This is a genomic window from Steroidobacter agaridevorans (assembly GCF_009932555.1).
Taxonomy (GTDB): domain Bacteria; phylum Pseudomonadota; class Gammaproteobacteria; order Steroidobacterales; family Steroidobacteraceae; genus Steroidobacter; species Steroidobacter agaridevorans.
In genome coordinates this window covers 123775-146786 of record NZ_BLJO01000010.1, presented here as the reverse complement: position 1 = coordinate 146786, position 23012 = coordinate 123775, and the positions used below count along the sequence as shown (strand labels likewise).

19 protein-coding genes and 1 pseudogene are annotated in these 23012 nt (G+C 62.7%); 10 read left to right on the top strand and 10 right to left on the bottom strand.

Annotated features, from left to right (window positions below; genetic code table 11):
• Positions 1-3: 3 nt before the first annotated feature.
• The 5 genes from GYH35_RS30640 to GYH35_RS30620 form a co-directional block, all read right to left on the bottom strand.
• Positions 4-3774: a translocation/assembly module TamB domain-containing protein gene (locus GYH35_RS30640; protein ID WP_161830396.1), complete on the bottom strand. Its 3771-nt coding sequence runs from the start codon at positions 3772-3774 to the stop codon at positions 4-6.
• On the bottom strand, positions 3774-5498 hold the full coding sequence (locus GYH35_RS30635; protein WP_161810062.1) for an autotransporter assembly complex protein TamA: 1725 nt from the start codon (positions 5496-5498) through the stop codon (positions 3774-3776). The genes GYH35_RS30640 and GYH35_RS30635 overlap by 1 nt, the downstream gene beginning before the upstream one ends.
• Positions 5499-5538: 40 nt before the next feature.
• Positions 5539-6384, bottom strand: coding sequence for an NRDE family protein (locus tag GYH35_RS30630; protein WP_161810061.1), 846 nt, complete (start codon positions 6382-6384; stop codon positions 5539-5541).
• 73 nt (positions 6385-6457) lie between these two features.
• Positions 6458-7333 carry an NAD(+) diphosphatase gene (nudC, locus tag GYH35_RS30625; RefSeq protein WP_202624872.1) on the bottom strand — a complete coding sequence of 292 codons (876 nt, stop codon included), beginning with the start codon at positions 7331-7333 and terminating at the stop codon, positions 6458-6460.
• A gap of 90 nt (positions 7334-7423) precedes the next feature.
• On the bottom strand, positions 7424-8032 hold the full coding sequence (locus GYH35_RS30620) for a FlhC family transcriptional regulator (protein WP_161810059.1): 609 nt from the start codon (positions 8030-8032) through the stop codon (positions 7424-7426).
• Positions 8033-8164: 132 nt separating this feature from the next.
• Here GYH35_RS30620 and GYH35_RS30615 point away from each other — a divergent pair, with 132 nt between their 5' ends.
• From GYH35_RS30615 to GYH35_RS30605, 3 genes are all read left to right on the top strand, one after another.
• Positions 8165-9007 (top strand): hypothetical protein, encoded by an 843-nt coding sequence (locus GYH35_RS30615; RefSeq protein WP_161810058.1) that lies wholly within the window; start codon positions 8165-8167, stop codon positions 9005-9007.
• 155 nt (positions 9008-9162) lie between these two features.
• Entirely contained in the window at positions 9163-9528 is a 366-nt protein-coding gene (locus tag GYH35_RS30610) for a type II toxin-antitoxin system RelE/ParE family toxin (protein WP_161811308.1), read from the top strand.
• A complete protein-coding gene (locus GYH35_RS30605; RefSeq protein WP_161810057.1) occupies positions 9525-9848 on the top strand; it encodes a helix-turn-helix domain-containing protein in 324 nt (107 codons plus the stop codon). The genes GYH35_RS30610 and GYH35_RS30605 overlap by 4 nt, the downstream gene beginning before the upstream one ends.
• Positions 9849-9859: 11 nt before the next feature.
• On the opposite strand, the gene GYH35_RS30600 is transcribed toward GYH35_RS30605, so the two are convergent.
• Positions 9860-11032, bottom strand: a complete 1173-nt coding sequence (locus GYH35_RS30600) for a DNA polymerase IV (protein ID WP_161810056.1) — start codon at positions 11030-11032, stop codon at positions 9860-9862.
• Positions 11029-11472, bottom strand: coding sequence for a DUF4399 domain-containing protein (locus GYH35_RS30595; protein ID WP_161810055.1), 444 nt, complete (start codon positions 11470-11472; stop codon positions 11029-11031). Before GYH35_RS30595 ends, GYH35_RS30600 begins: the two co-directional genes overlap by 4 nt.
• A gap of 365 nt (positions 11473-11837) precedes the next feature.
• Here GYH35_RS30595 and GYH35_RS30590 point away from each other — a divergent pair, with 365 nt between their 5' ends.
• Positions 11838-12407 (top strand): dihydrofolate reductase family protein, encoded by a 570-nt coding sequence (locus GYH35_RS30590; RefSeq protein WP_161810054.1) that lies wholly within the window; start codon positions 11838-11840, stop codon positions 12405-12407.
• A gap of 24 nt (positions 12408-12431) precedes the next feature.
• Here the strand turns inward: GYH35_RS30590 and GYH35_RS30585 are convergent, their stop codons facing one another.
• Positions 12432-14906 (bottom strand): acyl-CoA dehydrogenase, encoded by a 2475-nt coding sequence (locus tag GYH35_RS30585; RefSeq protein ID WP_161810053.1) that lies wholly within the window; start codon positions 14904-14906, stop codon positions 12432-12434.
• 225 nt (positions 14907-15131) lie between these two features.
• Positions 15132-16109 carry a malate dehydrogenase gene (locus tag GYH35_RS30580; protein ID WP_161810052.1) on the bottom strand — a complete coding sequence of 326 codons (978 nt, stop codon included), beginning with the start codon at positions 16107-16109 and terminating at the stop codon, positions 15132-15134.
• Between the two features lie 348 nt (positions 16110-16457).
• On the opposite strand from GYH35_RS30580, the gene otsA reads away from it, so the two are divergent.
• Positions 16458-17870 carry an alpha,alpha-trehalose-phosphate synthase (UDP-forming) gene (gene otsA / locus GYH35_RS30575; protein ID WP_161810051.1) on the top strand — a complete coding sequence of 471 codons (1413 nt, stop codon included), beginning with the start codon at positions 16458-16460 and terminating at the stop codon, positions 17868-17870.
• Position 17871: 1 nt separating this feature from the next.
• On the opposite strand, the gene GYH35_RS30570 is transcribed toward otsA, so the two are convergent.
• On the bottom strand, positions 17872-18987 hold the full coding sequence (locus GYH35_RS30570; protein WP_161810050.1) for a mechanosensitive ion channel family protein: 1116 nt from the start codon (positions 18985-18987) through the stop codon (positions 17872-17874).
• Between the two features lie 108 nt (positions 18988-19095).
• Here GYH35_RS30570 and GYH35_RS30565 point away from each other — a divergent pair, with 108 nt between their 5' ends.
• From GYH35_RS30565 to GYH35_RS35285, 5 genes and pseudogenes are all read left to right on the top strand, one after another.
• Complete coding sequence (locus GYH35_RS30565; protein ID WP_161810049.1) at positions 19096-20214, top strand: ABC transporter permease; 1119 nt, start codon at positions 19096-19098, stop codon at positions 20212-20214.
• On the top strand, positions 20214-20987 hold the full coding sequence (locus GYH35_RS30560; RefSeq protein WP_161810048.1) for an ABC transporter ATP-binding protein: 774 nt from the start codon (positions 20214-20216) through the stop codon (positions 20985-20987). The genes GYH35_RS30565 and GYH35_RS30560 overlap by 1 nt, the downstream gene beginning before the upstream one ends.
• 6 nt (positions 20988-20993) lie before the next feature.
• The gene (locus GYH35_RS30555) at positions 20994-21929 is read left to right on the top strand and encodes an MlaD family protein (protein WP_161810047.1); all 936 of its coding nucleotides are present in this window, start codon (positions 20994-20996) and stop codon (positions 21927-21929) included.
• An 8-nt stretch (positions 21930-21937) separates the two neighbouring features.
• Positions 21938-22588, top strand: a complete 651-nt coding sequence (locus tag GYH35_RS30550; protein WP_161810046.1) for an ABC-type transport auxiliary lipoprotein family protein — start codon at positions 21938-21940, stop codon at positions 22586-22588.
• Positions 22575-23000, top strand: a pseudogene (locus GYH35_RS35285) (thermonuclease family protein); the annotation flags it as partial. The gene GYH35_RS30550 and the pseudogene GYH35_RS35285, both read left to right, overlap by 14 nt.
• Positions 23001-23012: the final 12 nt, after the last annotated feature.

Here is a 23012-nt window from a genome sequence, read left to right as displayed (position 1 = left end):
GCGCTACTGCTCGATCGTGTACTCGAGGTCCGCGCTCTGATTCTCGCCGGCCTCGGTCTTGAACACCCACTTATCGCTGATCGTGTAACGCAGCTTCAGCGTGTTGATCGACTCCGTGAGCGAGATGCCGTAGCTGATGAACAGCCGGGGCGAGAGGAACTTGCCGAGCACCAGCGCCGTGTTCGCGGTGCCGTCGGTGCCGAGCGAGCTTTCGACACCGACTTCTTCCAAGCCGAGTCGACGGCCGATCTGCGAAGCGAGCAGGCCGCCGCCTTGCATGGTCAAAGTATCGCGAGCCGACGTCATGGTCGCGGTGTCGTTGCTCGTCACCGAGTCGGATCCCTTGCCGGTCAATAGATAAGTCACGATCTGAGTCTGCGGCATGGTTGGGTCTGAGAAGAATGACAGCCGCGGCGCCTGCAAGGTGCCACGCACGTTCAGGCCTACCGTCACGGTGTCGATCCTGCGGCGGGCTTCGATATCCAAGCCCGGATCGTCGAGCGGCGAGGCATCGAACAGCAGCTCGCCTTTGCTGATCTCGAGCTTCTGACCGTACGCCTCGTAACGCCCATCGACGACAATGAGCTCGCCGCGACCGATAGGAATCTCGCCCGTGCGCACCGTTGTGCCTACGCCTCCGGCGAGCCTGCCTTGCAAGCCGAACGCCTCGACGCGCACGTCGTCGCCAATCGTGACTTTGATCTCGCTGTGCACGGTGGTGCGACCGGCGCGCTCCGCTTCAGTTTCGTTGATGTAGCGAGCATCGTCTGACGCGCGCACAGCGCCGGAGATCTGGTTCGGCTGCACGCGTGCGCTCGGAATCAACACATCGCCAGCGACATTGATCTGATTGCCATCGATCAGGAAGCGCAGATCGGGAGAGGCGATCACGCGATACTCGGGCAGATCGGCCACGAGCAAGTTCGAGCCGCGCAGATGCAAGTTGCCTTGCGACTTGCCTTCGCTCCAGCTGAATCTTCCCTGCGCTTCCATCTCACCTTCACCGGCGCGGCCGGTGCCGCGAAAGTCCAGGCCGTTACTGGCAAGGTCGGCAACCAGATTCAGATTGCGCAGCGCGAAGTTCACCCGATACGAATCCAGCTCGCCGTTCGCCAGCTCGATGCGTCCATTGATCTCCGGTTCGGCCAGTGTGCCGCCGATGGTGGCGTTCGCGGTCAGCAGACCAGCTGCGTTATCCACTTCGGAAAACAGCAGCGGCAGAATGTTTGCGTCCGCCGCGCGTGCGCGCATGTCGCCGGTCAGGGGCAGATGCAGCAGATCGTTGCTGTGCTTTCGATCCAGATGCGCGTTGGCGAAAAGATAGGTGTCGGTGAACGCCTGCACACCGAACGAGAAATCGATCTGCTCGGGCTTCGCGGTGGCGGCGAGACCGCCCGTGCCCAGATTCAAGGTTTCCGGCTCGGCGCCTTGCGGGCGATAAATGATGGCGGCGTCGATGATGCGCATGCCGGCTTCGCCTTGCCACGGCTGATTCGGCGCGCCGAATGCATGCACTCGGCCTTCGATGCGTCCGCCGTACTCCGCTTCGTGACCGGCGGGCGGCAGCAGCAGCGCCAATGGAATCTCATATCCGGATACCGTGCCTTCCCACGCGCCGGCTCGCTGCCATTTGCCGCTCGCGCAAATGCGACCGGCGCCGGCAATCAAACAGAAGTTGTCGAGCTGTGCCCGGTCGCTCGACGCCATGATCTTCGCGGGCTCGGCGATGGAAAGCTTGTCGTCGGCCTTGCCAGTGACGAGCTTCGTGGTCGTGACCGTCGCGTTCCATACCTTTTGATCGTAGCTGCCGGCGATCTGCATCTCGGCGGATGGCGGCGTGTCGCGGGGCGTCGGGGCGGCGCCTGTGACATTCATGCTGATACGGTGATCGAGCGCCGTGCCTTCGCCACTGAGCTGCATGTTCTCGACAATGGGCTGGCCGGCGCCGAGCCGGCTGGCGGACGCGACCAGTCGCGACGGCGCCTTGCCGCTCGCGTCGATATCGCCGTTGATCGTGAGCTGGCCCGCCTGCCACTGCTCATAGCGAATGTCGTTCGCGGTCAGATCGCCCGTGATGTGCAGACCTTTGAGCGGTCCGCTGGCTTTGCCTTTGGAAACGATCCTGCCCTTGGCTTGCGGCAGCAAGCGATCCAGCGAAGGCGCGTCCAACGACCAGGTCGCTTCGATCGTTTCTTTCCAGATGCCATCCAACGACAGTCGTGCATCGGCAAGGCCCACACTTGCGTTCCGCACGGTCCAGCCGCCGCGACGATCTCTTTGTATGTAACCGCGGCCTCGCAGCGGCTCGCCTCGCAACGTGCCTCGAAGCTCGCTCACGTCGGCGATGAACGCGGCCTTCTTATCGAAGCCTTCGCCCGAGGCGTTGGCCGTCATGTTCACGCTGCCGGGAAAATCCTTGAACAGCCCCGCTGGATTGACATTGGTCGTGCTCGTCGCGAGTCGCCACGCGCGCGGCTGGGCGAATTGCAGCTGGCCGTTGCCCGTCAGCGATCCGCCCAATGCATTCACGGAATAGCTCGCGACCGTGACCTGCTCCTTGGAGATCACGCCTCTGGCTGAGCCGGCGCCGGAAGGAAAGTTGGGCCCGGCCAGGCTGGTCGTGACTGCGAAGTCATATGGCAGCGGTCCGCTCAGCGTGCCGTCGCCGTTGGAGCTCGTGACAATCGCTTTACCACGCAATGGCCATTGCAGGTTCTGCCATTGAGCCGACAGGTCGATCGTCGGCGCCGAGCCGTCGAAGACCAGCTTGCCGGTGGTCTGCAGCGCCGCCGGCGAGTCCTGCAGCTTGATGTCGGAATCCGTCAGGAACAGGGTGCGATCCGCATATCGGCCGCGCGCATCGATCAGCAGTTCCTGATCGTCGATCTCTGGAACGCCGATCAGGCCTTTGGCGTGCACGCCCTGCGGATTGAATTCAACGTCGAGCGCGATATCTCGCAGCGACAGCGGCGGGTCGGGTAGCCAGGGATCGAGCAGAAACTGCTTCGAGGTCACTTTGCCCGCGATGTTCCAGCTGTCTTCGGGGCGCGTCATGACGGCGGCGACCATGACGGAGCTGGGCTTGAGCAATTCGCCGTCGATCTTCAGCTCATCGATGGTGCCATCGACCGCGCCTTTCAAATCCAGATCGACATCCGGCAGATGCAGCTGACCGCTGGTCTCGCCCTTCAATCCCATCGGCAGATCCGCGGCGGCCGCCGCCAGCAATTCGACATTGCCGGTGGCATCGAACAGATCGGCGTCGACCGCGAAATCCCGCGCTCGCAGCCGGCTGGAGTTGATCGTCACGCGGCCGCGAATGGTCTTCGCATCGACCGCCGTGCCATTCATATGCACGTAGCGGACGTTGGTGAGCTCGACATTGCGGGCGTCAACGCGCAGGAACGGCGGCAGGAAACGCGGCGGTTTCGTGTTCGGAGGCATGTCGACCTGGTGCAGTTCGACCAGCGACTCGCGCGCCGTCACCGATCCGGCCTGCAATGTTTGAAGCAACAAGCCGCGCAGCTGCGGCTCGATGACGATGTCGTTCACTACGACATGCACGCGCGGATGATTCAGCTCAAAACGAGCGACGCGTAGCGGCCCGGCGAGCGTGCCCGACACGCCTTCGATTTTTACGTTGAAGCGCTCCAATCGCCACAGCTGCGCGGCAACCATCTGCAGGCCCGCTTCTGAGTACAGCAGCACGCCGATGGCCACCACCGGTACCAGCAGGATGAGCGCGACAACGATCAGGATGAGGCGCGTGCGCATCAAAACTGGGTCGCGATGTACAGATGAAAGCGCGGCGAGCGGCCCGACTCGGACAATGCCTGGGCCACATCGACGCCGAAGGTGGCCACGGCGATGTTGTAGCGGACGCCGAGCCCGGCCGAATACTCCAGCATGGGGTCGCTGAAATCGTCGAAGGCGTTGCCGATGTCGTAGAAGGCCGCGACGCCGAAGTTGCGTGGCAGGTCGCGTACGACTTCGACCGTGCCTGTCACAAGATTGCGTCCGCCGACGGTCCGTCCTTGGTCGTCCTTGGGTGAGAGCTCGTTGAGAGCGAAGCCGCGCACGCTGCCTTCGCCGCCAGCGAAGAAACGTTGCGAGGCTGGCAGGTCGGACGTGGCGGCGATGCGGCTGAGGCCAAGCTCACTGCGCAAATGCAGATGCCACAGCTCGCTCATGTCGAAAATGCGCTCGCCTTTCAGGCGCAGCTGCAGGAACGAGGCGTCGGAGCCCAGTGTTTCCGGTGAGCCGCGTAGCTCGGCCGAGAAAGAGTAAGGACGCCTGCGTCCGCCGACGATGTAGCTCGGCAGCGTCGAGTAAGCGATGCTGGGCACGATATAAAAATTCGTGCTCGACGTGTTGTCGGCCTCGATGGTCTCTTCTTCCGCCAGCGCGACTTTCAGCACGCGCTGCCAACGGCCCTGCACCTGCGTGAGACCGGCACTGACTTCGGCCCGTTTGGATTGGGTGTCGCCGAGCTCTTCGTCGCGGAGCGTACCGGTGAATTCCAGCTTCTCGAGCGCGATATCCATGACCGGCACGACGTAGCGGCCGGTGAGGTCGCTCACGATGGACGAGCCGAGCAGCTCGAGCTTGAACTTGTGGCCGTCCTCGTTCACGCGCCGGTTGTCCCACGTGAACTTGCCGCGTGCTTTGGTATCGGTGCCGTAGCCGACGCTGGCTGCGTAGCGATGTTTCCTGCTGGGCTCGGCGGTCACCGTGATCGGAACGGTGCGAGTCACGGGATCGGGATCGCCGCTCTCGATGTCGACGACCGAGAAGTACTGCGTATCGTCGAGCGTGTACTGCGTTCTCAGCAATGTATCTAGCGTGTAGGGATCGCCGGGCTGCATGCGCAGCAGACGGCGCATCGCTTCGTCGGTGATCACGTCCTGCGCGATGTCGATGTCGCCGAAGAGATAACGTTCGCCCGTGTCGGCTTCCAGGTCGACGGTGGCGCGCCGCTCGAAGCGATCGATCACCAGGTCATGTCGCGTGAGCTTGGCATCGAGATAGCCTTCGTTCTTGGCAACGCGCACCAGGTTGCCTTTGACGCGCTCGTAAGTGCCATGATTCAAGCGCAGGCCGGGCTTGATCTCTTGCTGATCGAGCAGCTCGCGAATCGCGCGATCTTCCGCGCCGGCGCCGGTGACATTGATGTTCACTTCGGACAGACGCACCGGACGGCCGGGCTCGATGTGGATGGTCACCTTCCAGACGGCGCCTTCCTGCTTTACGTCGTAGGTGACATTGGGGTCGTAGAAGCCGAGGGGTTCGAGAGCTTGCCTCGTCTCGCTGACGATGCGCCGCTGCAATCGACTCATCACTTCCGCGGTGACATCGTCACGCTCGGCGTAGCGCGTAAGACTGAGGAAGGCGCGAACGTTGGTCTGGATCGCTTCGCTGACTTCGGGGATGGCGATCTCGATCTTGGCGTCCGCCTGCAATGGCAACAGCAATGCTGTCGCCAGCACTCCCGTCGCCATCGCACGCATCCTCGCTGTCACGAGAGCGCCGCTCGTATGGCTATTCCGGCGAAGAATCGAACGAAGTGTCGGTCGCCACCGTCTCGTCGGGATCTTCGGCTTCGAACCACACCTCGGGCACTTCGGCGCTGGTGAATTCGAAGCGCGAGTTGCCGCTCTGGATGCCGGCGGCATCGAAGCGGCGCTCCTGAAGAATCGTGCGACCGGTGCGCTCCACCAGCAGCACGCTGGAGCAGCGGGTGCCGTAGCGCTCGTTCACGATGAACGGCGCGGACACCACGCGTTCCCAATCCTCGGGCAGACCGGTGGACGGCAGGTCTGTGCCCGTGGCCTGCTCACGGTCCGCGAGCATGGCGAACAGATCTTCCGGCGAGATTTCCGGTTGCGACAGCAATGTGTTGAAACGCTCGCGGGTGCGCGCCAACTTAGGCCACGGCGTGTCGAGCAGATGATTGCTCAACCCGTATACGCCCGGCGCCAGCGCCCTAGGGTTCGGTCCGCGGTTGGAGAAGTAGTACAGCGCGCGTGTGCCGCCGACGAGCAGGTTGAAGCCCGAGTAGCGAGGCGCCGCGCCGCGCAGGTCGTCCAGGAATTCTTTCGGGGAGGTGGCGCCAGTGAGGAAGCGCGGGATCAGCTGGCCGCGCGAAGGGGCGTTCTCCACGGGCGCCTGCAGGTCGCGGTAGTTGGTCACGACGCCAAACCGCCCCGAGCGGGCCACGCCGAGCCAGGTGCCGTTGGCTTTGAGGTCCCGTCCGCCGAGGATGCGCGGATCGTCCTGCCACCAATTGAGCGGCGCGGCCGGGCGATCATGAAACTCGTCGCGGTTGCCGGCGAGGATCAGGCGGTAACGAGGGTGGTGTTTCCAGGCGAGGACGAGCAGGCACATGGGCGAGGATTGTAGAGCAGCAGATCTAACGGTGGATGAATGCGCACTGAAAATAGGCGCATGGGTCGCGCGGTCAGCGGCGCGGCAACTGCCACATTCGTACGCCAGGCTCTTCCCGCAGCGGGCGAGCCGCGCCCGAGTCGTACCAATCCTCGACCAGCCGGAAGGAGATCGAATGCGTGATCGGCAGCGCGACCGCTCCGCCGGCGATCTCGGCGCGCGTCCACCAGCGTACGTCCTCTAGCTCGTCGTCGATTCGCGAGATATCCGTGCTACGGGCGTATGCCGTAAATCCCAGCATCAACGATGAGGGGAAAGGCCACGGCTGAGACGAATGGTAGTCCACCACGCCCACATCCACGCCGGTTTCCTCGTGGACTTCACGCGCGACGGCGTCTTCCAGGCTTTCGCCCGGCTCGACGAACCCTGCAATCGTCGAGTAGCGGCCCGGCGGCCAGCTTGCCTGGCGGCCGAGCAGGGCGCGCTCGCCGTCCGTGACCAGCACGATTACTGCCGGGTCGATGCGGGGAAACTGCTGCGAACGGCAGCTTTCGTTACTGCATCTGAGCACATGGCCGCCATCGACGGCCTCGGTCGGCGAGCCGCACCGGCCGCAGAAGCGGTGGGCCTCGCGCCAGTGAATCATGGCGCGCGCGTATGCCAGCAGCCCGGCCTCGTCGGCCGGCAGCGCTCCGGCGAGCATGCGCAAGTCCTGGAAATCCACGGTCGGGTCGGCCAGTTGCGGGCGTTCGCCTGACAAGCCGACAGCAAAAACAGCTTGGCCGCGAAACTCGCCCAACCACACGTAATCGGTGACGGCGATCGGGCCGAAGGCCTGCATGCCGGTGACGAAATGGGCGGTCAGCAGCTCGCCCTGCCGAAGCACGGAATTGCGCGTTTGCCAGACCGGCACGAACAGCGTCCGCGGATCGGCCAGCACCGCCTGCACATGCGTCTCGTCCTTGCGACGGTGCGCGGCACGTTCGAGATAAGGTCCGGCGAGGATGTTGGGCGAGCGCAGTGGCATGCGGGCAGTTTATCAGTCGCGCATTACAGCGCGTGAACTGGAACAGGGTCTGCGGGGCCTGACGCGCCGGACGCGCGCCCGTTTCAGTCTGCATGTCGGGCAGGTGTGGCGACAGAGGTTGAATTTGTCGCGCAGGTAGTAGCTGTCGCAGTGTCGACAACGCACGGCGCGCAGATCGCCGCTGCGGTTCAGGAGCTGGAGCAGGAACCACGCGTGCTCGAACGAGAGCGTCGGCGTGTTGAGTAGCTGTTGGTGTGTTTCGTATGCATCGCAGAACCGGCGGCCGTAGTCGAGCGCATCGGGTGGCTCGCTCGGCATCTGGTTCGTTATTGCATACAAGAGGCCGAAGGCGGCGAATGCGCCGGCGAGTAGCGAAGATTCGAACTGCGCGCGAGTGTTGCGGACGAAGAAGGTCACCTGCCGCGGCGATTTCCCGCGGCGACGACGCACGGGTGCTTCGCTCAGCTCATGTGCATACGATTTATAAAGGCGACGAATGCGATCGTCCGTGAGGCCGGTGCATTCCCGAATCGTGCACGTACGCGCTTCATGGCGAATCATGCGCAGCGCGAGGTCATTCCGGCTGCGCTCGTTACTATACGAATCGTTGTCGTGGTCCATGCGAACTCCCTGTTCTGTGCCGTCCATTGATGTCTGTTGACTTGTCTGCGGACGCGCATAGTGTGCTCCGCAATTGACCTGCGCGTAAAGCTCCGAATACATTCGTCGCCCCTCAGTTCGCAAGGAAGCGGCATGTCATCGAGCTACACGGAACAGTCTTTAGTTAACGGTGCGAGCGCACATTCGATTGCTGTCGAAAGAGCGACGCTCGATCGTGATGTCGAGGTGCGCGCACCTGTGCTCAATGCCGCGCTGCTCGCGCGGATTCGTCACCTCAATCTGGATTACCTCGAGCTGCTCGTAGCGGAGCGCGACTCCACGGATAGCTCGACTCAACTGCAGCACCTGCCGCCGCGACAACGCGCGGCACTCTGCGCACTATCCCCTCGCGCATTGCGTGCACTCGCGGAGATGCCTTATTCGCTTTATTCGCTTGGGTTCGAGGACGAAAACTTCTGGAATGCGGTGTGCGACAACGCGACCTCATCGGCGAGCGCGTTGGCCGTTCAGCGTTATGCGCGCGTGGGGGATGCGTCGGCGCAGTGTTCGTTCTGTGAATTGGCGCTGCTACATGCGTGGCATGTCGCGGGAAAGAACACGATGGCTGCGCGCATGGTCTACGCAATGCCCCACGCCACGGCCAAGCGGTTGGTCAACACACCGCTCTGGCAAATCAGATGCATTGCTGGAAGTTACGGCGAACTGATGATGCCTCGCTGGCCCACCAATCCCGCCTTCTGGCCGGATCTGATCCGCTTCGCCGCTGCAAACGACACTCGCCGACTGCACATGACGCGCTTGCTCGGCACTCAACTCATCGCGGCTGAACTGGAAGTGGCGTGCGAAATCTCGCGCCAGTGCCCGCGCATCGCTCCCGCGTTAGCTTCACCTCGGTTGCGTGCGAGGAAGCTGCAACTGGCGCCGCGGGTTTCGGTGGGGAAGAAAACATCGATCCATGATGAGGAGTCCAAATAAATAAACGTCCCGGCTCGGCGAGCCGCGGCCAAATGTAGCCGCGCGCTCGCGAGCAAAGATACAGCCTTAAGTGGAAGTCGCGGACGTTATGTCGAGGAATGGCAAGGATGCCGAAGATCACGCAGCTTGAAATCTATACCCGAACGGGTATAGTGATGCCTGAGAACCGCAAGCCTCTGTACTGGGAGGGCTCCTCGAAGAAGGATTTCAAGGAGTTTCCGCTTCCCGTCCAGAAGGACATGGGCGTTGCGCTATTCGTCGTGCAGTTGGGCGGCACGCCTGACTCTGCCAAACCCTGGAGAGAGAACGGTTCGGGAGTGTACGAGCTGGTCGAGGATCATCGGGGCGACACCTTTCGCGCCGTCTATACGGTGCGGATCGGCGATAGGGTGCATGTGCTGCATGCATTTCAGAAGAAATCCAAGTCCGGCATCGCCACGCCGCGGCCCGATGTGGAGCTGATCGAGAAACGAATGAAGTCGGTGCTCGCCCGTTACGAGGCGAGCGGGAGCGTGCAATGAGTCGCAAGGCCAAAAATTCCAAGGGCACCACCAACGCCCTGGTGGATCTCGGTTTCGAGGATGCGGCAGAGCTGTCGGCGAAAGCTGTTCTCGCGATGAAGCTCAATGGTCTGATCGACCAACGCAACCTGAGCCAAACGGAAGCGGCCGCCATCATCGGCATGAGCCAACCCAAAGTCTCTCAGGTCCGGCGCTATAAGCTTCAGAACATTTCGCTCGAACGCTTGATGCAGGCGCTGGTGTCGCTGGATCAGCATGTCCAGATTGTTGTGCAGCCCGCGCGCCGTGCTCAGGCGGCCGGAATTACTGTTGCTGCCTGACGCGCGCATGGTTAGTGCGAGTCGCGACTCTTCAGCGAGCTCGCCCGCGACACCGCCGTATTCCCAAACTTCGCGCGAATATCATCCAGCGCCGCGTCGAGGTGCTTGTTCTTCTTCGACTCTGGCGCCGAAAACAATTCCAGCTGCGGTTGAGCTGTGAGATCTCCGGCTCCGACGCCGAGCAAGCGAACCGGTGTGCGAGGCTGTGCTTTGATCCATTCGTTGAGCAGGTTCGCTGCCGCCGCGGCGAGAGGCTTTGTTTCCTGGGTCGCCGGGCGAACGGCGCACTGGCGCGTGTATGTTTTGAAGTCGTGGCGGCGAATCTTCACTGTCACGCGCTCCGACAGCCAGCCCTGCGCCCGCAACCGGGCTGCGGTTCGATCGGCTAGCTGTGCGAGCACAGCGTGCAGCTGCGAAGGATCGACGATGTCTTTATCGAAAGTCGTTTCGGAAGAGATCTGCTTCTCATCGTAATCCGGAATCACCGGTCGATCGTCTTCGCCGGCGGCACGCGCCTTCATCTGCGACGTGTATTTCCCAAACACAGAGCGCAACGTCGCGTCGGGCGCGAGCCGCAGATCGCGCAAAGTCACGATGCCGATTCGCTCGAGCAGGGGAGCGGTCTTGTTGCCAAGGCCATGCAGGCGTCGAATCGGCAGCGGATCCAGAATCGCGGTCACCTGTTCCTGCGGCACCACGACCAGCCCATCCGGCTTGCGCAGATCCGAGGCAATCTTCGCAACCAGCTTGTTGGGCGCAACCCCGACCGACGCCGTCAGCTGAGTCTGCTGCAGGATGAGCTGCTTGATCTGCTTCGCAATCGATTCCGCCGAGCCAAGCGCCGCCTGGCTGTGAGTTACATCGAGGAACGCCTCGTCGAGCGACAATCCCTGCACCAACGGTGTGAAGCGATGAAAGATCTCGAAGACGGCGTTGGAGACTGATTTGTACTGTTCGAAACGCGGCTTCACGCATACCGCGTGCGGGCAGCGCTTCAGCGCTTCGCGCATCGGCATGGCGGAGTGCACGCCGTATTTGCGCACTTCATAGGAAGCGGCCGCGACGACACCACGTCCGCCGAGGCCGCCCACGATCACTGGTTTGCCGCGCAACTCGGGATTGTCGCGCATCTCCACGGACGCGTAGAACGCGTCCATGTCCACATGCAGGATGGATCGCGTCACTTCACCGTGATCGTGATTTTCTTCGAAGTCACGATCGGATCGTGCGGCACGTGGCCGAAGTCGCCGAGCAACAGCTGCAACGTGTGCTTGCCCGGCTTGAGTTCGAGGGTCGCTTCGGTCTGGCCTTTGCCGAAGTGCATATGATTCGCGTCGGTCGGAATCGGCGCGCCGGCCGGCGGCAGGTCCGCGTCAATGATGAGGTGATGATGGCCGGTGTTGTCGAACGTGATGCCCGCCGGGGCGATGCCCATGCCCTTCAAGCCGAACTTCACCGTCACCGGGCTGGTGACTGTCGCGCCATCGACGGGCGCGATGAAATACACCTCCGCGCCGGCAGGCGAAGGCGTGCGCTTCAGGCCATCAGCGAGCGCGACGCCGGCGGCGATGGAAAGAGCAGCCGCCGCGGCGAGCGCGAATCGAGCCTTGAATTGGTGTTTCATTCTTGGAGGACTCCGATGGGATGAGCGATGACGGGTACGCTCTGGTTCGCGTCTACCGGCGGGTCGGATGATCAGCTCCGACGCAAACCGAGCGTACACAGGAGGTGCACGCCGTTAATGTACCCGCGCTGAGATGGCGGTGGAAGCACCGAGGCTGTCGTGATATATCGCGGCGCTTACGGTCGCGCCAGCATCGATCACATGCTGACTCTGGGAGCGGTGCCTGGTGTCGCGCTGGCTGTGGGAACATGAGATGAATCTTTGGTGGAAGTGACGGCTGCAGGCGTCATGTCGGCTGCGCGCTCGCTCGTTCGTCTTTCAGGGAAACCGGCGCCGATCTCCGGCGCCAACGTAGCGAGGGCAGCATGGGCAAGGTAATCGTGGAACAGATCGTCAGCCTCGACGGGTACGCCGAGGATGCGGATGGCGGTATCGACTTTTTCGTCAATGCGAATTGGGTCAACGACGCCGATACCGAACAATTGCGGATGTTGTCCGGCGTTTCTGCCATCGTCCTCGGCTCGAAGACCTACCGCATGTTCGCGGACTACTGGCCGTCCGCGGACCCGGCTGCCGAACCGATCGCGGCTCCGATCAGGGAGTTGCCCAAGTTCGTCGTTTCTTCCACGCTCGAGTCGGCCCCCTGGGGAACGAACGCTTCCGCCGAGATCCTCAGGGGTGACGCCGTGGCTGCGGTTCGCGGCCTACGCCATCGATTCGCCGGCGACCTGATCGTTTGGGGCAGTCTGAGCCTGAGCGATGCGTTGCTGCGCGCGGGCGAAGTCGACGTATTGCGCCTGCGCGTGCTTCCGGTCCTGCTTGGTCGCGGTAGATCCTTTACCCCGTCGGACATGAGCTTGCGCCGACTGTCACTAGTCTCGGCGCAATCGTTCACGGGCGGACTGGTCGTGCTCGAATACAAAACGAAAGCCTAGCAACGCCACGAGCATGGAGCCGCGTCAGGCGTTGCCGACCCGCACCTGACGCAGCTCGACCGGCTCAAGGCCGGCGGCCAGGTCTTCGGTGTTGAAGTCGTCGACGTTGATGATATCCATCACGCGCCGATCGTAGTCGCGCAGCATCGCGGCTTCGGTCTCGGACAGGATGCCCACCGCCAACGCCTGCTGAATCTGTCCCGGCAGATCGAGCGCTGTGACCTTGCCGGTCTTCACGCCATCGACGCGAATGCGCTTTTCCAACGGCTCGGCGGTTTCGCTCAGCACCAGCGCTTCATGCAGCAGGCCCAGCGGATTGGTCGGCTCGACCGTGCGATACACGCCATCGGTCAGGCGATCGCGCGTGATGGTCGGGTGCATGACCTGATCGACCAGCTGGTGGCTGAGCGGATCCGAAGGCGCGTGATACGTCTGGCCGCGTGGGAAAATGAACAGCCGCATGAATCCCGCGAGGAACCGATTCGGGAAGTTGCGCAGGAAGCTGTGCAATTGTTCCTGAGCCTTGTACAGCAGCGTGCGGCAGGCCCATTCCACCAACGGCAGGTCCGCTTCCTGACGGCCCTGGTTCTCATAGTGCTTCAGCACCATCGAGGCCAGATACATGCACGACAGTACATCGCCGAGGCGTGCCGACAGGCTTTCTTTCTTCTTGAGATAGCCGCCGAGCGACAGCATCGCCACGTCGGTCGCGAAAGCAAACGAGGCGCTGAACCGGTTGATGTGCTGATAGAAACGTTGCGTCGGTCCTTCCGGCACCTTCGAGAAGCGCGCGAGTGTCAGCGCCATCACCATAGAGCGCACGGCGTTGCTGATCGTGAAACCGATGTGGCCGAACAGCGCCTTGTCGAACTCGATCGTGCCTTTGCGCTTGTCCTTGTCTTTCGCGGCATTCATTTCACGCAACACGAACGGATGGCAGCGAATCGCGCCCTGACCGAAGATGATCAGGCTGCGCGTCAGCAGGTTCGCGCCTTCCACCGTGATCGCCACGGGCACCAGCTCATAACCGCGACCCAGATAATTCTTCGGACCGAGGCAGATGCCTTTGCCGCCGTGAATATCCATCGCGTCGTTCGCGATCACGCGTCCGTATTCGGTGAGGTGATATTTCAACATCGCCGAGGGCACCGACGGCTTCTCGCCGCCATCGATGGCGCCGGCGGTGACGGATCGGGCCGCATCCATGATGTAGGTCGTGCCGGTCATGCGAGCCATTACTTCCATCACGCCTTCGAACTGGCCGACGGAGACGTTGAACTGACGACGAATACGAGCGTACGCGCCGGTCGCGAACACCGCGGCCTTCGCTGCGCCGGTCGCGCTCGAGGGCAGCGAGATACAACGACCGACCGACAGCTGCTCCACCAGCATGCGCCAGCCCTGACCGGCCATCTTCATGCCGCCGATCAGATAATCGAGCGGCACGAACACGTCCTTGCCCTGGATGGGGCCGTTCTGGAATGGCGCGTTCATCGGGAAGTGACGACGGCCGATGGTGATGCCCGGAGTGTTGCGCGGGATCAGCGCGCAGGTAATGCCGTAATCGGTCTTGTCTTCGCCGAGCAGCTTGTCGGGATCGTACAGCTTGAACGCGAGACCGATGACGGTCGCGATCGGCGCGAGCGTGATGTAACGCTTGCTGAAGTTCAGCTTCACACCGAGGATTTCGCGGCCTTCGAATGTTCCTTTACAGACCACGCCGAAATCGGGAATCGACGCGGCGTCCGAGCCGGCGCGCGGCCCGGTCAACGCGAAGCAGGGCACCTCTTCGCCACGCGCCAGGCGCGGCAGGTAGTAGTCGCGCTGTTCCTGCGTGCCGTAATGAAGGAGCAGCTCGCCGGGACCGAGCGAGTTCGGCACGGCGACCGTGGACGCTACGACGCCGGAACGGCTCGACAGCTTCACGAGCACGCACGAGTGAGCGTAGGCGGAGAATTCCAGACCACCATATTTCTTCGGGATGATCATCGCGAAGAAACCTTTGTTCTTCACGTATTCCCAGATGTGCGGCGGCAGGTCGGCGCGGCGATGGGTGATGTCCCAATCGTCGATCATGCGGCACAGCTCTTCGCAGGGGCCGTCGATGAAGGCCTGCTCTTCGGCAGTGAGCTTCGGCGCGGCGGCGGACAGCAGCTTGTCCCAATCCGGGCCGCCGGTGAACAGCTCGCCATCCCACCATACGGTGCCGGCTTCGAGCGCATCCTTTTCGGTTTGTGACATCGACGGCAGCATGCGTCGATAGACGCGCAGGAAGGGGCGCGAGATGAAACGAATGCGCAGTGCGTCGATGTTCAGGAACACCAGCACCGCCAGCGCCGTCCACAGCACCACCAGCAATGGCAGCGAGGGGTCGCCGAACAAACCGTAGGCCAGCAGGCCGCCGCCGTACACCAGCGTCGTTGTCAGCAACGAAGCGCGGTTATAAGCGAGCGTCAGTGCGCCGAGCACGAACACCAGGAACCAGATCACGCTGCTCACGATGTGAACCTCTTGAAAGCTGTGCGCGGGACGGCGAGAAACAAATTCAGTCGGAATGTCCGACAATGCGGTCACGGCCTGCTGTGTCGCGCGGTCCCGACGACAGTAACTTGCGCGGCGGACAGCGGCAAGTCGGGCAAGGCGTCAAATAAAAGAAAACGGCGAACGCATCCATATGATGCGCTCGCCGTTCAAGTGCGAATCGGAAGTGGCGGGAAGGATCTGTTAGATCAGTTCCTTTACGCCGTCCTTCTCTTCCAGCAGTTCCTTGTGGGTGGCGTCCATGCGCGCACGGCTGAAGTCGTTGACCGACAGGCCCTGCACGATCTGGTAATCGCCGTTCTTGCAGGTCACCGGGTAGCCATAGATGACGCCTTCCGGAATGCCGTAGCTGCCGTCCGAGGGCACGCCCATGCTGACCCAGTCGCCTTCCTGCGTGCCCAGCACCCAGTCACGGATATGGTCGATGGCCGCGGAGGCCGCCGACGCCGCCGACGACTGGCCACGAGCCTTGATGATGGCCGCGCCGCGCTGCTGCACGACCGGAATGAATGTTTCGGCGTACCACTTCTGATCGACCAGCGACAGCGCCGGCTTGCCGTCGACCGTGGCCTGATGCAGGTCGGGATACTGAGTGGCCGAGTGATTGCCCCAGATGATGGCCTTCCTGATCTTGGTGCTGTGGCTGCCGGTCTTCTCGGCGAGCTGCGACAGCGCACGGTTGTGATCGAGACGGACCATCGCAGTGAAGTTGCGAGGATTCAGGCCAGGCGCGTTGCGCTGAGCGATCAGCGCGTTGGTGTTCGCCGGGTTGCCGACGACCAGCACGCGGACGTTGCGGTTCGCGACCGCATCGAGCGCCTTGCCCTGTGCCGAGAAGATCTGCGCATTCGCGAGCAGCAGATCCTTGCGCTCCATGCCCGGGCCGCGCGGACGTGCGCCGACCAGCAGAGCGACATCGCAATCCTTGAACGCGACCTTGGCGTCATCGGTGGCGACGATCTTGTTGAGCGTCGGGAACGCGCAATCGTTGAGCTCCATCACCACGCCCTGCAGCGCGCCGAGGGCCGGCGTGATTTCCAGCAGGTGCAGATTGATCGGCTGATCGGGACCCAGCATGGCGCCGGAGGCGACACGGAAGGCGAGGGCATAGCCGATCTGGCCGGCGGCGCCGGTGATGGCAACATTGACGGGCTTTTTCATGAGACCGCTCACTCCAAGACGACGAATGGGACGAGAACTGCATCGATAGGGGCGCGAATTCTAGCGTTTTCGATGTGCTTTCAGGCAGCAAGGCGGCTACTCATCCGGTGAACGCAGCCTTCGCGCGGCGCGTCAGCCGCTCGATGAGGATCAATTAATTGAATCGTCTGGTAATTTCACGGGCTGCGCCATGGAACGCGACGCGCCGACAACGCTGGTCATAGAAATTTACGAAGCGTGCATACGGGTTTTGTGAAACATTACCGGCCCTTGGTGCGTTAAGCCGCGTTGTCGGCAACCCTGCGCCACAGCTTTTTTTGTAGGGTCTATATCGAGCACACGGACTAGATGACACGACTTGTCTGCGTTTCCAACCGGATTTCCCTGCCACGCAAATCGGCTGCGCCCGGTGGACTGGCGGTGGGCATTCTCAGCGCGCTGAAGCGCACCGGCGGGCTATGGTTCGGCTGGGGCGGTGAAACCATCGAGACCGAGCCGGCCGATCCGGACATCCATATTCGCGAAGGCGTCACCTACGCGACCATCGATCTGCGCCGCGCTGAATTCGAGCTTTATTACAACGGCTATTCCAACGATGTGCTGTGGCCGTTGTTTCATTACTTCTCGAAGGGCATGCGCTACTCGAACGAGCAGCGCGAGGCCTACGAGAACGTCAATCGCATCTTCGCGCAGAAGCTGTTGCCGCTGCTGCAGCCGCGCGATCTCATCTGGGTGCATGACTATCACCTGATCCCGCTCGGCCGTCGGCTGCGCGAGCTGGGCGTGCAGCGGCCGATGGGCTTCTTCCTGCACATTCCATTTCCCAACATCGAAATGCTCCGCGTGCTGCCGTGCTACTCGGAGCTGCTGCGCGATCTCACCAGCTACGATGTAGTCGGTTTCCAGACGCACAACGATCTGCGCTCGTTTCACAGCGGCATCGAACATTTGTTCGGCGCGGACGCGCTGCGGCCGGATGGGCGCATTCGCATCGGCGATCGCACCATCCGCGCCGAAGTGTTTCCTATCGGCATCGATGTCGCGGCGGTCGAGAGCGAAGGTCTCGAAGCGAGCGCTACGGATGTCGTGCGCCGCATGACCGACAGTCTGGTCGGGCGTTCATTGATGATGGGCGTGGACCGGCTCGACTACAGCAAAGGCCTGGTGGAGCGCTTCTCCGCCTATCAGCAGTTCCTGGAAACGCATCCGGAAAATCTCGGGCGCATTACATACATTCAGATCGCGCCGCTGTCGCGTACTGACGTGCGTGCTTACGCCGAGATTCGTCAGGCGCTCGAACAGGCGGCGGGCCGCACCAATGGCCGCTTCGCCGATACCGACTGGACGCCGATTCGTTATCTCAATCGCAACTTCCCGCATGCCACGTTGATGGGCTTTCTGCGCGCGGCGAAGGTGGGTCTGGTGACGCCGTTGCGCGATGGCATGAACCTGGTCGCGAAGGAATTCGTCGCAGCTCAGGATCCCGCCGACCCGGGCGTGTTGATTCTTTCCAACCTCGCCGGCGCCGCGCGTGAACTGTCGTCGGCGCTGCTCGTGAATCCCTACGATGTGCGCGGCGTGAGCCACGCGATTCAGGCGGCGTTATCCATGCCGCTGAATGAAAGGCGCGAGCGGCACGCCGACATGATGAAAGTCCTTCGTCGGAACGACATCGCGGCCTGGACGCGCCGCTTCATGGAAGCCCTCGAGCAGACGCAGGCGCCGGAGAGCCGCGTCCGCGCGATCAGCAACCTCAAATAACTCAGCTGTCTCGCGATGTCGGCGGGCTGCGCTCGCCGTTCTTTTCCAACGTCGTGTGCGCGCCGGTTTGCGACTCCACGTAATACACCCGCTGCGGCGTCGAGAACACGATGCGTTCTTTGTTGAACCACTCCACCAGCCGCAGGTTGATGTCCTGCAGGATGTCCATGTGCTTGCCGTAGTCGGGCGTCAACAGGATGTACACCGCTTCGAAATCGAACGACGCCGGGCCGATCCTGGAGAAGTGCGAGCGGTCGAACTTGATCGGCTGGTGCGATTCGATCAGCTCGCGCACCTTGCCCGGGATCTCCTGTAATTTCTCCACCGGCGTCTGCTGATCGACGCTGAGATTGATCACGACGCGCCGCTGGCTCATGCGCGAGTTGTTCCGCACGCGGCTGCTCAGCAGGTTGGCGTTCGGCATGATGATCTGTTCGCCGCTGAGGCTGCGCAGGCGCGTGCTCTTCACGCCGATGTATTCGACCGTGCCGTTGAATTCATCCACCTGCAGCGAGTCGCCGACCACGAACGGCCGGTCGAGCGTGATCGACAGCGAGGCAAACAGGTCGCCGAGGATGTTTTGGGCGGCGAGCGCGACGGCGATGCCGCCGATGCCCAGGCCGGCCAGCAGCGGCTTGATCTCGATGCCGAGGTTGTCCAGCGTCAGCAGCAGGACGAACGACCAGATGGTCGCGCGGGCCAGGAAGCCGATGATGCCCATGGAGCTGGCGGCCGCCGGATCCGCCGCCTGCCGTTTGCGCTCCAGCGCGGCGATCACCGCGATCGTGGCCCACAGCCCGACCTGCCAGAAAATCGCAATCGTGAAGAGGGACAGAATGCCCTTGCTGACTGCCGGCGCCAGCGTCAGCCATTGCGAGCCGATGAATAGCGAAGTGACCACCACGGTAAAGACCGTCGTGCGGCTGGCGACTTTGAGGGGCAGCTCCAGGAACTCCGTTTCCGGCGTGGCCGCCAGCTTCTGGTAACGCGACCGGACCGCACGCCGGATCAGCAGCAGCACGACAAACGCCGCCAGGGCAACGCCGGCCGCCACGGCCCAGTGCCATAGCGTATTGCCCATGTATGTAGCTTCGACCAAGCCTTCAACGTCCGTCATGTCCGGATCCCAAGCTCGAGAATCGCGCAGGATATCGCGATGTGCCGCCGGTCAGAAGGCTCTGTTAATCTTGCGCGCATTCCTACTGAGTTCAGGATCTCCAACCCGGTGCTTTTCGAATCGGAACGATCTGGCGATGGGCTGACGCTGCGGCTGCGCGGCGGCTGGTGCATCGACAATCTTCGTGAGATCGAAAGCTCGCTCGCGCAACTGAACGAACAGGGCCGGCACGTCAGGCTCGACTTCAGCGGCATTGAAACATTGGACCTGTCCGGGGCCTGGCTGCTGCGTAACTGGCTGGAGCGCGCCAAGCACGCCGGCGTGCGCTTCGAAGTGGTGGGCGAGCGGCCCGCGCATTTCGCCTTTCTCGATGAGCTGCTCGAGCAAAAGGCCGCCAAACCGGGCGAGCCCCAGCCGGCCGCGACCTCGTTGCGAGACGCCGTGGTCTGGATCGGGCGAGGCGCGGTTCAGCAAGGCGTCCAGACCCGCGACGCCATCGGTTTTTTCGGGCGGATCGCCGCCACCATGGTCCGCTCCATGCGCAGCGCGCACCATCTGCGCCTGCCGTCCGTGGTCCGTCATATATATGAGACCGGCATCCAGGCCATCCCGATCGTCTCTTTGATCGCGTTTTTGATCAGCGTGATCGTGGCCTATCTCGGCGCCCAGCAGTTGCAAACGTTCGGTGCGGAGATCTTTACCGTCGATCTGGTGGCGATCTCGGTGCTGCGCGAGATGGGCGTGCTGCTCACGTCGATCATCGTCGCCGGCCGCTCCGGCAGCGCCTTCGCCGCGGAGATCGGCGTCATGCGGCTGAACGACGAGGTCGACGCCTTGCAGTCCATGGGCGTGGATTTCTACGAGGTGCTGGTCGTGCCGCGCCTGATCGGCCTGGTCGTCGCGCTGCCGCTGCTGACCATCATCGCCGACGCCATGGGCCTGGCCGGCGGCGCGCTGCTCTCGTCGCTGCTGCTCGATATCCAATTGTCACAATTCATTCCTCGCGTGCAGGACGCGCTCGCGCCGACCACGTTCTGGGCCGGCTTGATCAAGGCGCCGGTGTTCGCGATGTTGATTGCGCTGGTCGGCACCTATCGCGGCATGCAGGTGCGCGACTCGTCCCGCGAGCTCGGCCGGCTGACCACGCTGGCGGTCGTGCAATCGATCTTCCTGGTGATCTTCGCCGACGCCATCTTCGCCGTGGTGTTCGTGGAGCTGGACTTCTGATGAGCGCCCGCCAGCCAACCCCGATCATCTCGGTACGCAACCTCGTCAATCGCTTCGGCAAACAAGTCGTGCACGACGGGGTGAACCTGGATGTGATGCCCGGCGAGGTGCTCGGCATCGTCGGCGGCTCGGGCACCGGCAAATCGGTGCTGCTGCGGACCATGCTCGGCCTGCAGCGGCCTGCCTCCGGGCAGATTCTGATCGAGGATCGGGATATCACCCGGATGAGCGACGCGGAACTGCTGTCCGTCAAGCGGCGTTACGGCGTGACTTTCCAGCACGGCGCGCTGTTCAGTTCGCTCACCGTGGCGGAAAACATCCAATTGCCCATTCGCGAGTATTTCGACGCCTCGCCCCAAGCCCTGGAGTCATTGACCGAGCTGCGGCTGCGCATGGTGGGGCTGCCGGTGGATGCCGGCGGGAAACTGCCCTCGCAGCTGTCCGGCGGCATGGTCAAGCGCGCCGCGCTGGCCCGGGCGCTGGCGCTGGATCCGGCCTTGTTGTTTCTCGACGAGCCCACCGCCGGCCTCGATCCGATCTCGGCGGCCGGTTTCGACGAGCTGGTGACCTATCTGCATCGGGGCCTGAAGCTGACCATCGTCATGATCACCCACGACCTGGATACATTGCTGGCCACCTGCAGCCGCGTGGCGGTGCTGGTTGACAGAAAAATCGTGGTCGATACGCTCGACGGCATCATGAAGAACCCGCATCCGTGGATTCAGGAGTACTTCCACGGCCCCCGCGCCCGGGCGGCGCAGGCGGCCGTGTAAGTCATCATGGAAAGAGACGCTCATTACGTCGCCGTCGGCGCCTTCATCCTGCTGGTGGTCGCGATGGCCATCGGCTTCGTGCTTTGGTACACGGACGCGAACGACGGCCGCGAGTACGAACGCTACGAGATTTATTTCACCGGCTCGGTGAGCGGCCTGGACCGCGGTAGCCCGGTTCGTTTCCTCGGCGTCGATGTCGGCCGGGTGCGCCGGCTGGCCATCGATTCCAGCGATGCTACACGGGTTCATGTCGTGGTCGAAGTCGACAAGACCGCGCCGATCTCGGCGGCCACGCGTGCCAGCCTCGGTCTGCAGGGCGTGACCGGTCTGCTCTATGTGAACCTCAAAGAAGCGTCCGATGTGGATCGCAGCGCGCCGCTCATGCAGGGCGAGCAATATCCCGTGATCGAGGCGGTCGAGTCCGACTTCGACGCCTTCCTCGCCAGCTTGCCGGAACTGATGGGTCGCGCGAACACATTGCTCGAGCGTATCTCGCGTGTGGTCTCCGACGAGAACCTTGCCGGCATCGCCGACACCATCAAAGGCATGCGTGACACGATGCAGACCATGCCGCAGACCGCGAAGGACGTGCAGTTGCTGGTCGCGGAGCTGCGCTCGACGGTTGCGGAGATTCATGGGGCTTCCGAATCGCTGCGTGGCATGACGACCGATGCGCGGCCCGAAGTGCAGACGGCGCTGGCTCGCATGAACGACATTGCGAACAATCTTGCCGACGCTTCCAAGCGCATCGACACCTTCACGCAAAAGAGCGAAGTGCAGCTGGGCAATTTCACCGAGCAAGGCTTGTTCGAGCTGGAGCGGCTGATGCGCGAGACACGCCAGGCGGCGCGCGAGTTCCGCGACCTGTCGCGCAGCCTGCAGGAAAACCCGTCGCAGATTTTGTATGAGCCGCCGGAGAGCGGCGTCGAGATCAAGAAATGAGCACACGCATGAGAACTGTGCTGGTCGCTGCTGTTGCTGCATTGGCTTGTGCCGGCTGTAGCACAGGCTCGCTATTCGATAGCGATGTGCCTGTGCCGAGCGCTTATGTGATTGCGCCTGCCGCCGCCGGCTCGCTTACGGGCGTGCCGACTACGCCAGTGGATTTGTCGATCGGTCGGCCCGATTTCGCGCCCGGACTGGATAGCGATCGCATTGCCGTGCTGAAGGGGCGGCACCTCGACTACTACCGTGGCGTGCGGTGGGGCAGTCGCACGGTCGAGGTCGTGCAGAGCGTGTTGGTCGGTTCATGGAACGACCAGAACATCTTTCGCAGCGTCACGGCCGAGCAGGCGCGCGTCGCCAACGACTATATCGTCGACGTGGAAGTGCGCCATTTCGAGGCGAGCACTGCGGACGGCAAGCTTCCCGAAGCGCACGTGACGATCATCGGCCGCCTGATCCGTGTCGCCGATCGTAAGTTGGTGGCGACGGTGACCAGCGAAGCTCGAGAGCGCGCGGCCGAAGATCGCATGGGCGCGGTCGCGGCGGCGTTCGAATCCGCTGCTCAGAAAGTTTCCCTGGACCTGGCGAAGCAAACCGCGACGGTGGTCGCCGACGATCAGCCCAACCTACGCAAACTGCGCGGTGAGAGTGGCTAAAGTCTGGTTGTTTGTTACCGCATGCCTGCTGTCAGGCGCCGCAACTGCGGATGAGCTGGATTTTTCGGGCACGGTCGGACGCATCTTCGATGGCGACAGCTTTCTCGTGCGGCCTGCGAAGGGCCGCGATATCGACGTTCGTTTGCAGGACATCGACGCGCCAGAGAAATCTCAGCCGTACGGCAACACCGCCCGCGCGGCCCTGGTCGAACTGATTGCCGATCGCAACGTGTTCGTCGATGTGATCGAGACCGATCGCTACGGTCGCAAGGTCGTGCGTGTGTATCGAGAGCCGGACCGGCTCGATGTCGTGAAGGCGATGGTGCGCGACGGTCATGTCTGGGTGTATCGACGCACGATTCACGATCGATCGTTGATCGAGCTCGAAGACACCGCGCGTGCGAGTCGGCGTGGCTTGTGGGCA

Excerpts from the sequence above, each read along its gene's own strand:
- GYH35_RS30640 (WP_161830396.1), bottom strand. The coding sequence starts at position 3,774 with ATGCGCACGCGCCTCATCCTGATCGTTGTCGCGCTCATCCTGCTGGTA.
- GYH35_RS30635 (WP_161810062.1), bottom strand. The coding sequence starts at position 5,498 with ATGGCGACGGGAGTGCTGGCGACAGCATTGCTGTTGCCATTGCAGGCG.
- GYH35_RS30630 (WP_161810061.1), bottom strand. The coding sequence starts at position 6,384 with ATGTGCCTGCTCGTCCTCGCCTGGAAACACCACCCTCGTTACCGCCTG.
- GYH35_RS30620 (WP_161810059.1), bottom strand. The coding sequence starts at position 8,032 with ATGGACCACGACAACGATTCGTATAGTAACGAGCGCAGCCGGAATGAC.
- GYH35_RS30615 (WP_161810058.1), top strand. The coding sequence starts at position 8,165 with ATGTCATCGAGCTACACGGAACAGTCTTTAGTTAACGGTGCGAGCGCA.
- GYH35_RS30610 (WP_161811308.1), top strand. The coding sequence starts at position 9,163 with ATGCCTGAGAACCGCAAGCCTCTGTACTGGGAGGGCTCCTCGAAGAAG.
- GYH35_RS30605 (WP_161810057.1), top strand. The coding sequence starts at position 9,525 with ATGAGTCGCAAGGCCAAAAATTCCAAGGGCACCACCAACGCCCTGGTG.
- GYH35_RS30595 (WP_161810055.1), bottom strand. The coding sequence starts at position 11,472 with ATGAAACACCAATTCAAGGCTCGATTCGCGCTCGCCGCGGCGGCTGCT.
- GYH35_RS30590 (WP_161810054.1), top strand. The coding sequence starts at position 11,838 with ATGGGCAAGGTAATCGTGGAACAGATCGTCAGCCTCGACGGGTACGCC.
- GYH35_RS30580 (WP_161810052.1), bottom strand. The coding sequence starts at position 16,109 with ATGAAAAAGCCCGTCAATGTTGCCATCACCGGCGCCGCCGGCCAGATC.
- otsA (WP_161810051.1), top strand. The coding sequence starts at position 16,458 with ATGACACGACTTGTCTGCGTTTCCAACCGGATTTCCCTGCCACGCAAA.
- GYH35_RS30570 (WP_161810050.1), bottom strand. The coding sequence starts at position 18,987 with ATGACGGACGTTGAAGGCTTGGTCGAAGCTACATACATGGGCAATACG.
- GYH35_RS30560 (WP_161810048.1), top strand. The coding sequence starts at position 20,214 with ATGAGCGCCCGCCAGCCAACCCCGATCATCTCGGTACGCAACCTCGTC.
- GYH35_RS30555 (WP_161810047.1), top strand. The coding sequence starts at position 20,994 with ATGGAAAGAGACGCTCATTACGTCGCCGTCGGCGCCTTCATCCTGCTG.
- GYH35_RS30550 (WP_161810046.1), top strand. The coding sequence starts at position 21,938 with ATGAGAACTGTGCTGGTCGCTGCTGTTGCTGCATTGGCTTGTGCCGGC.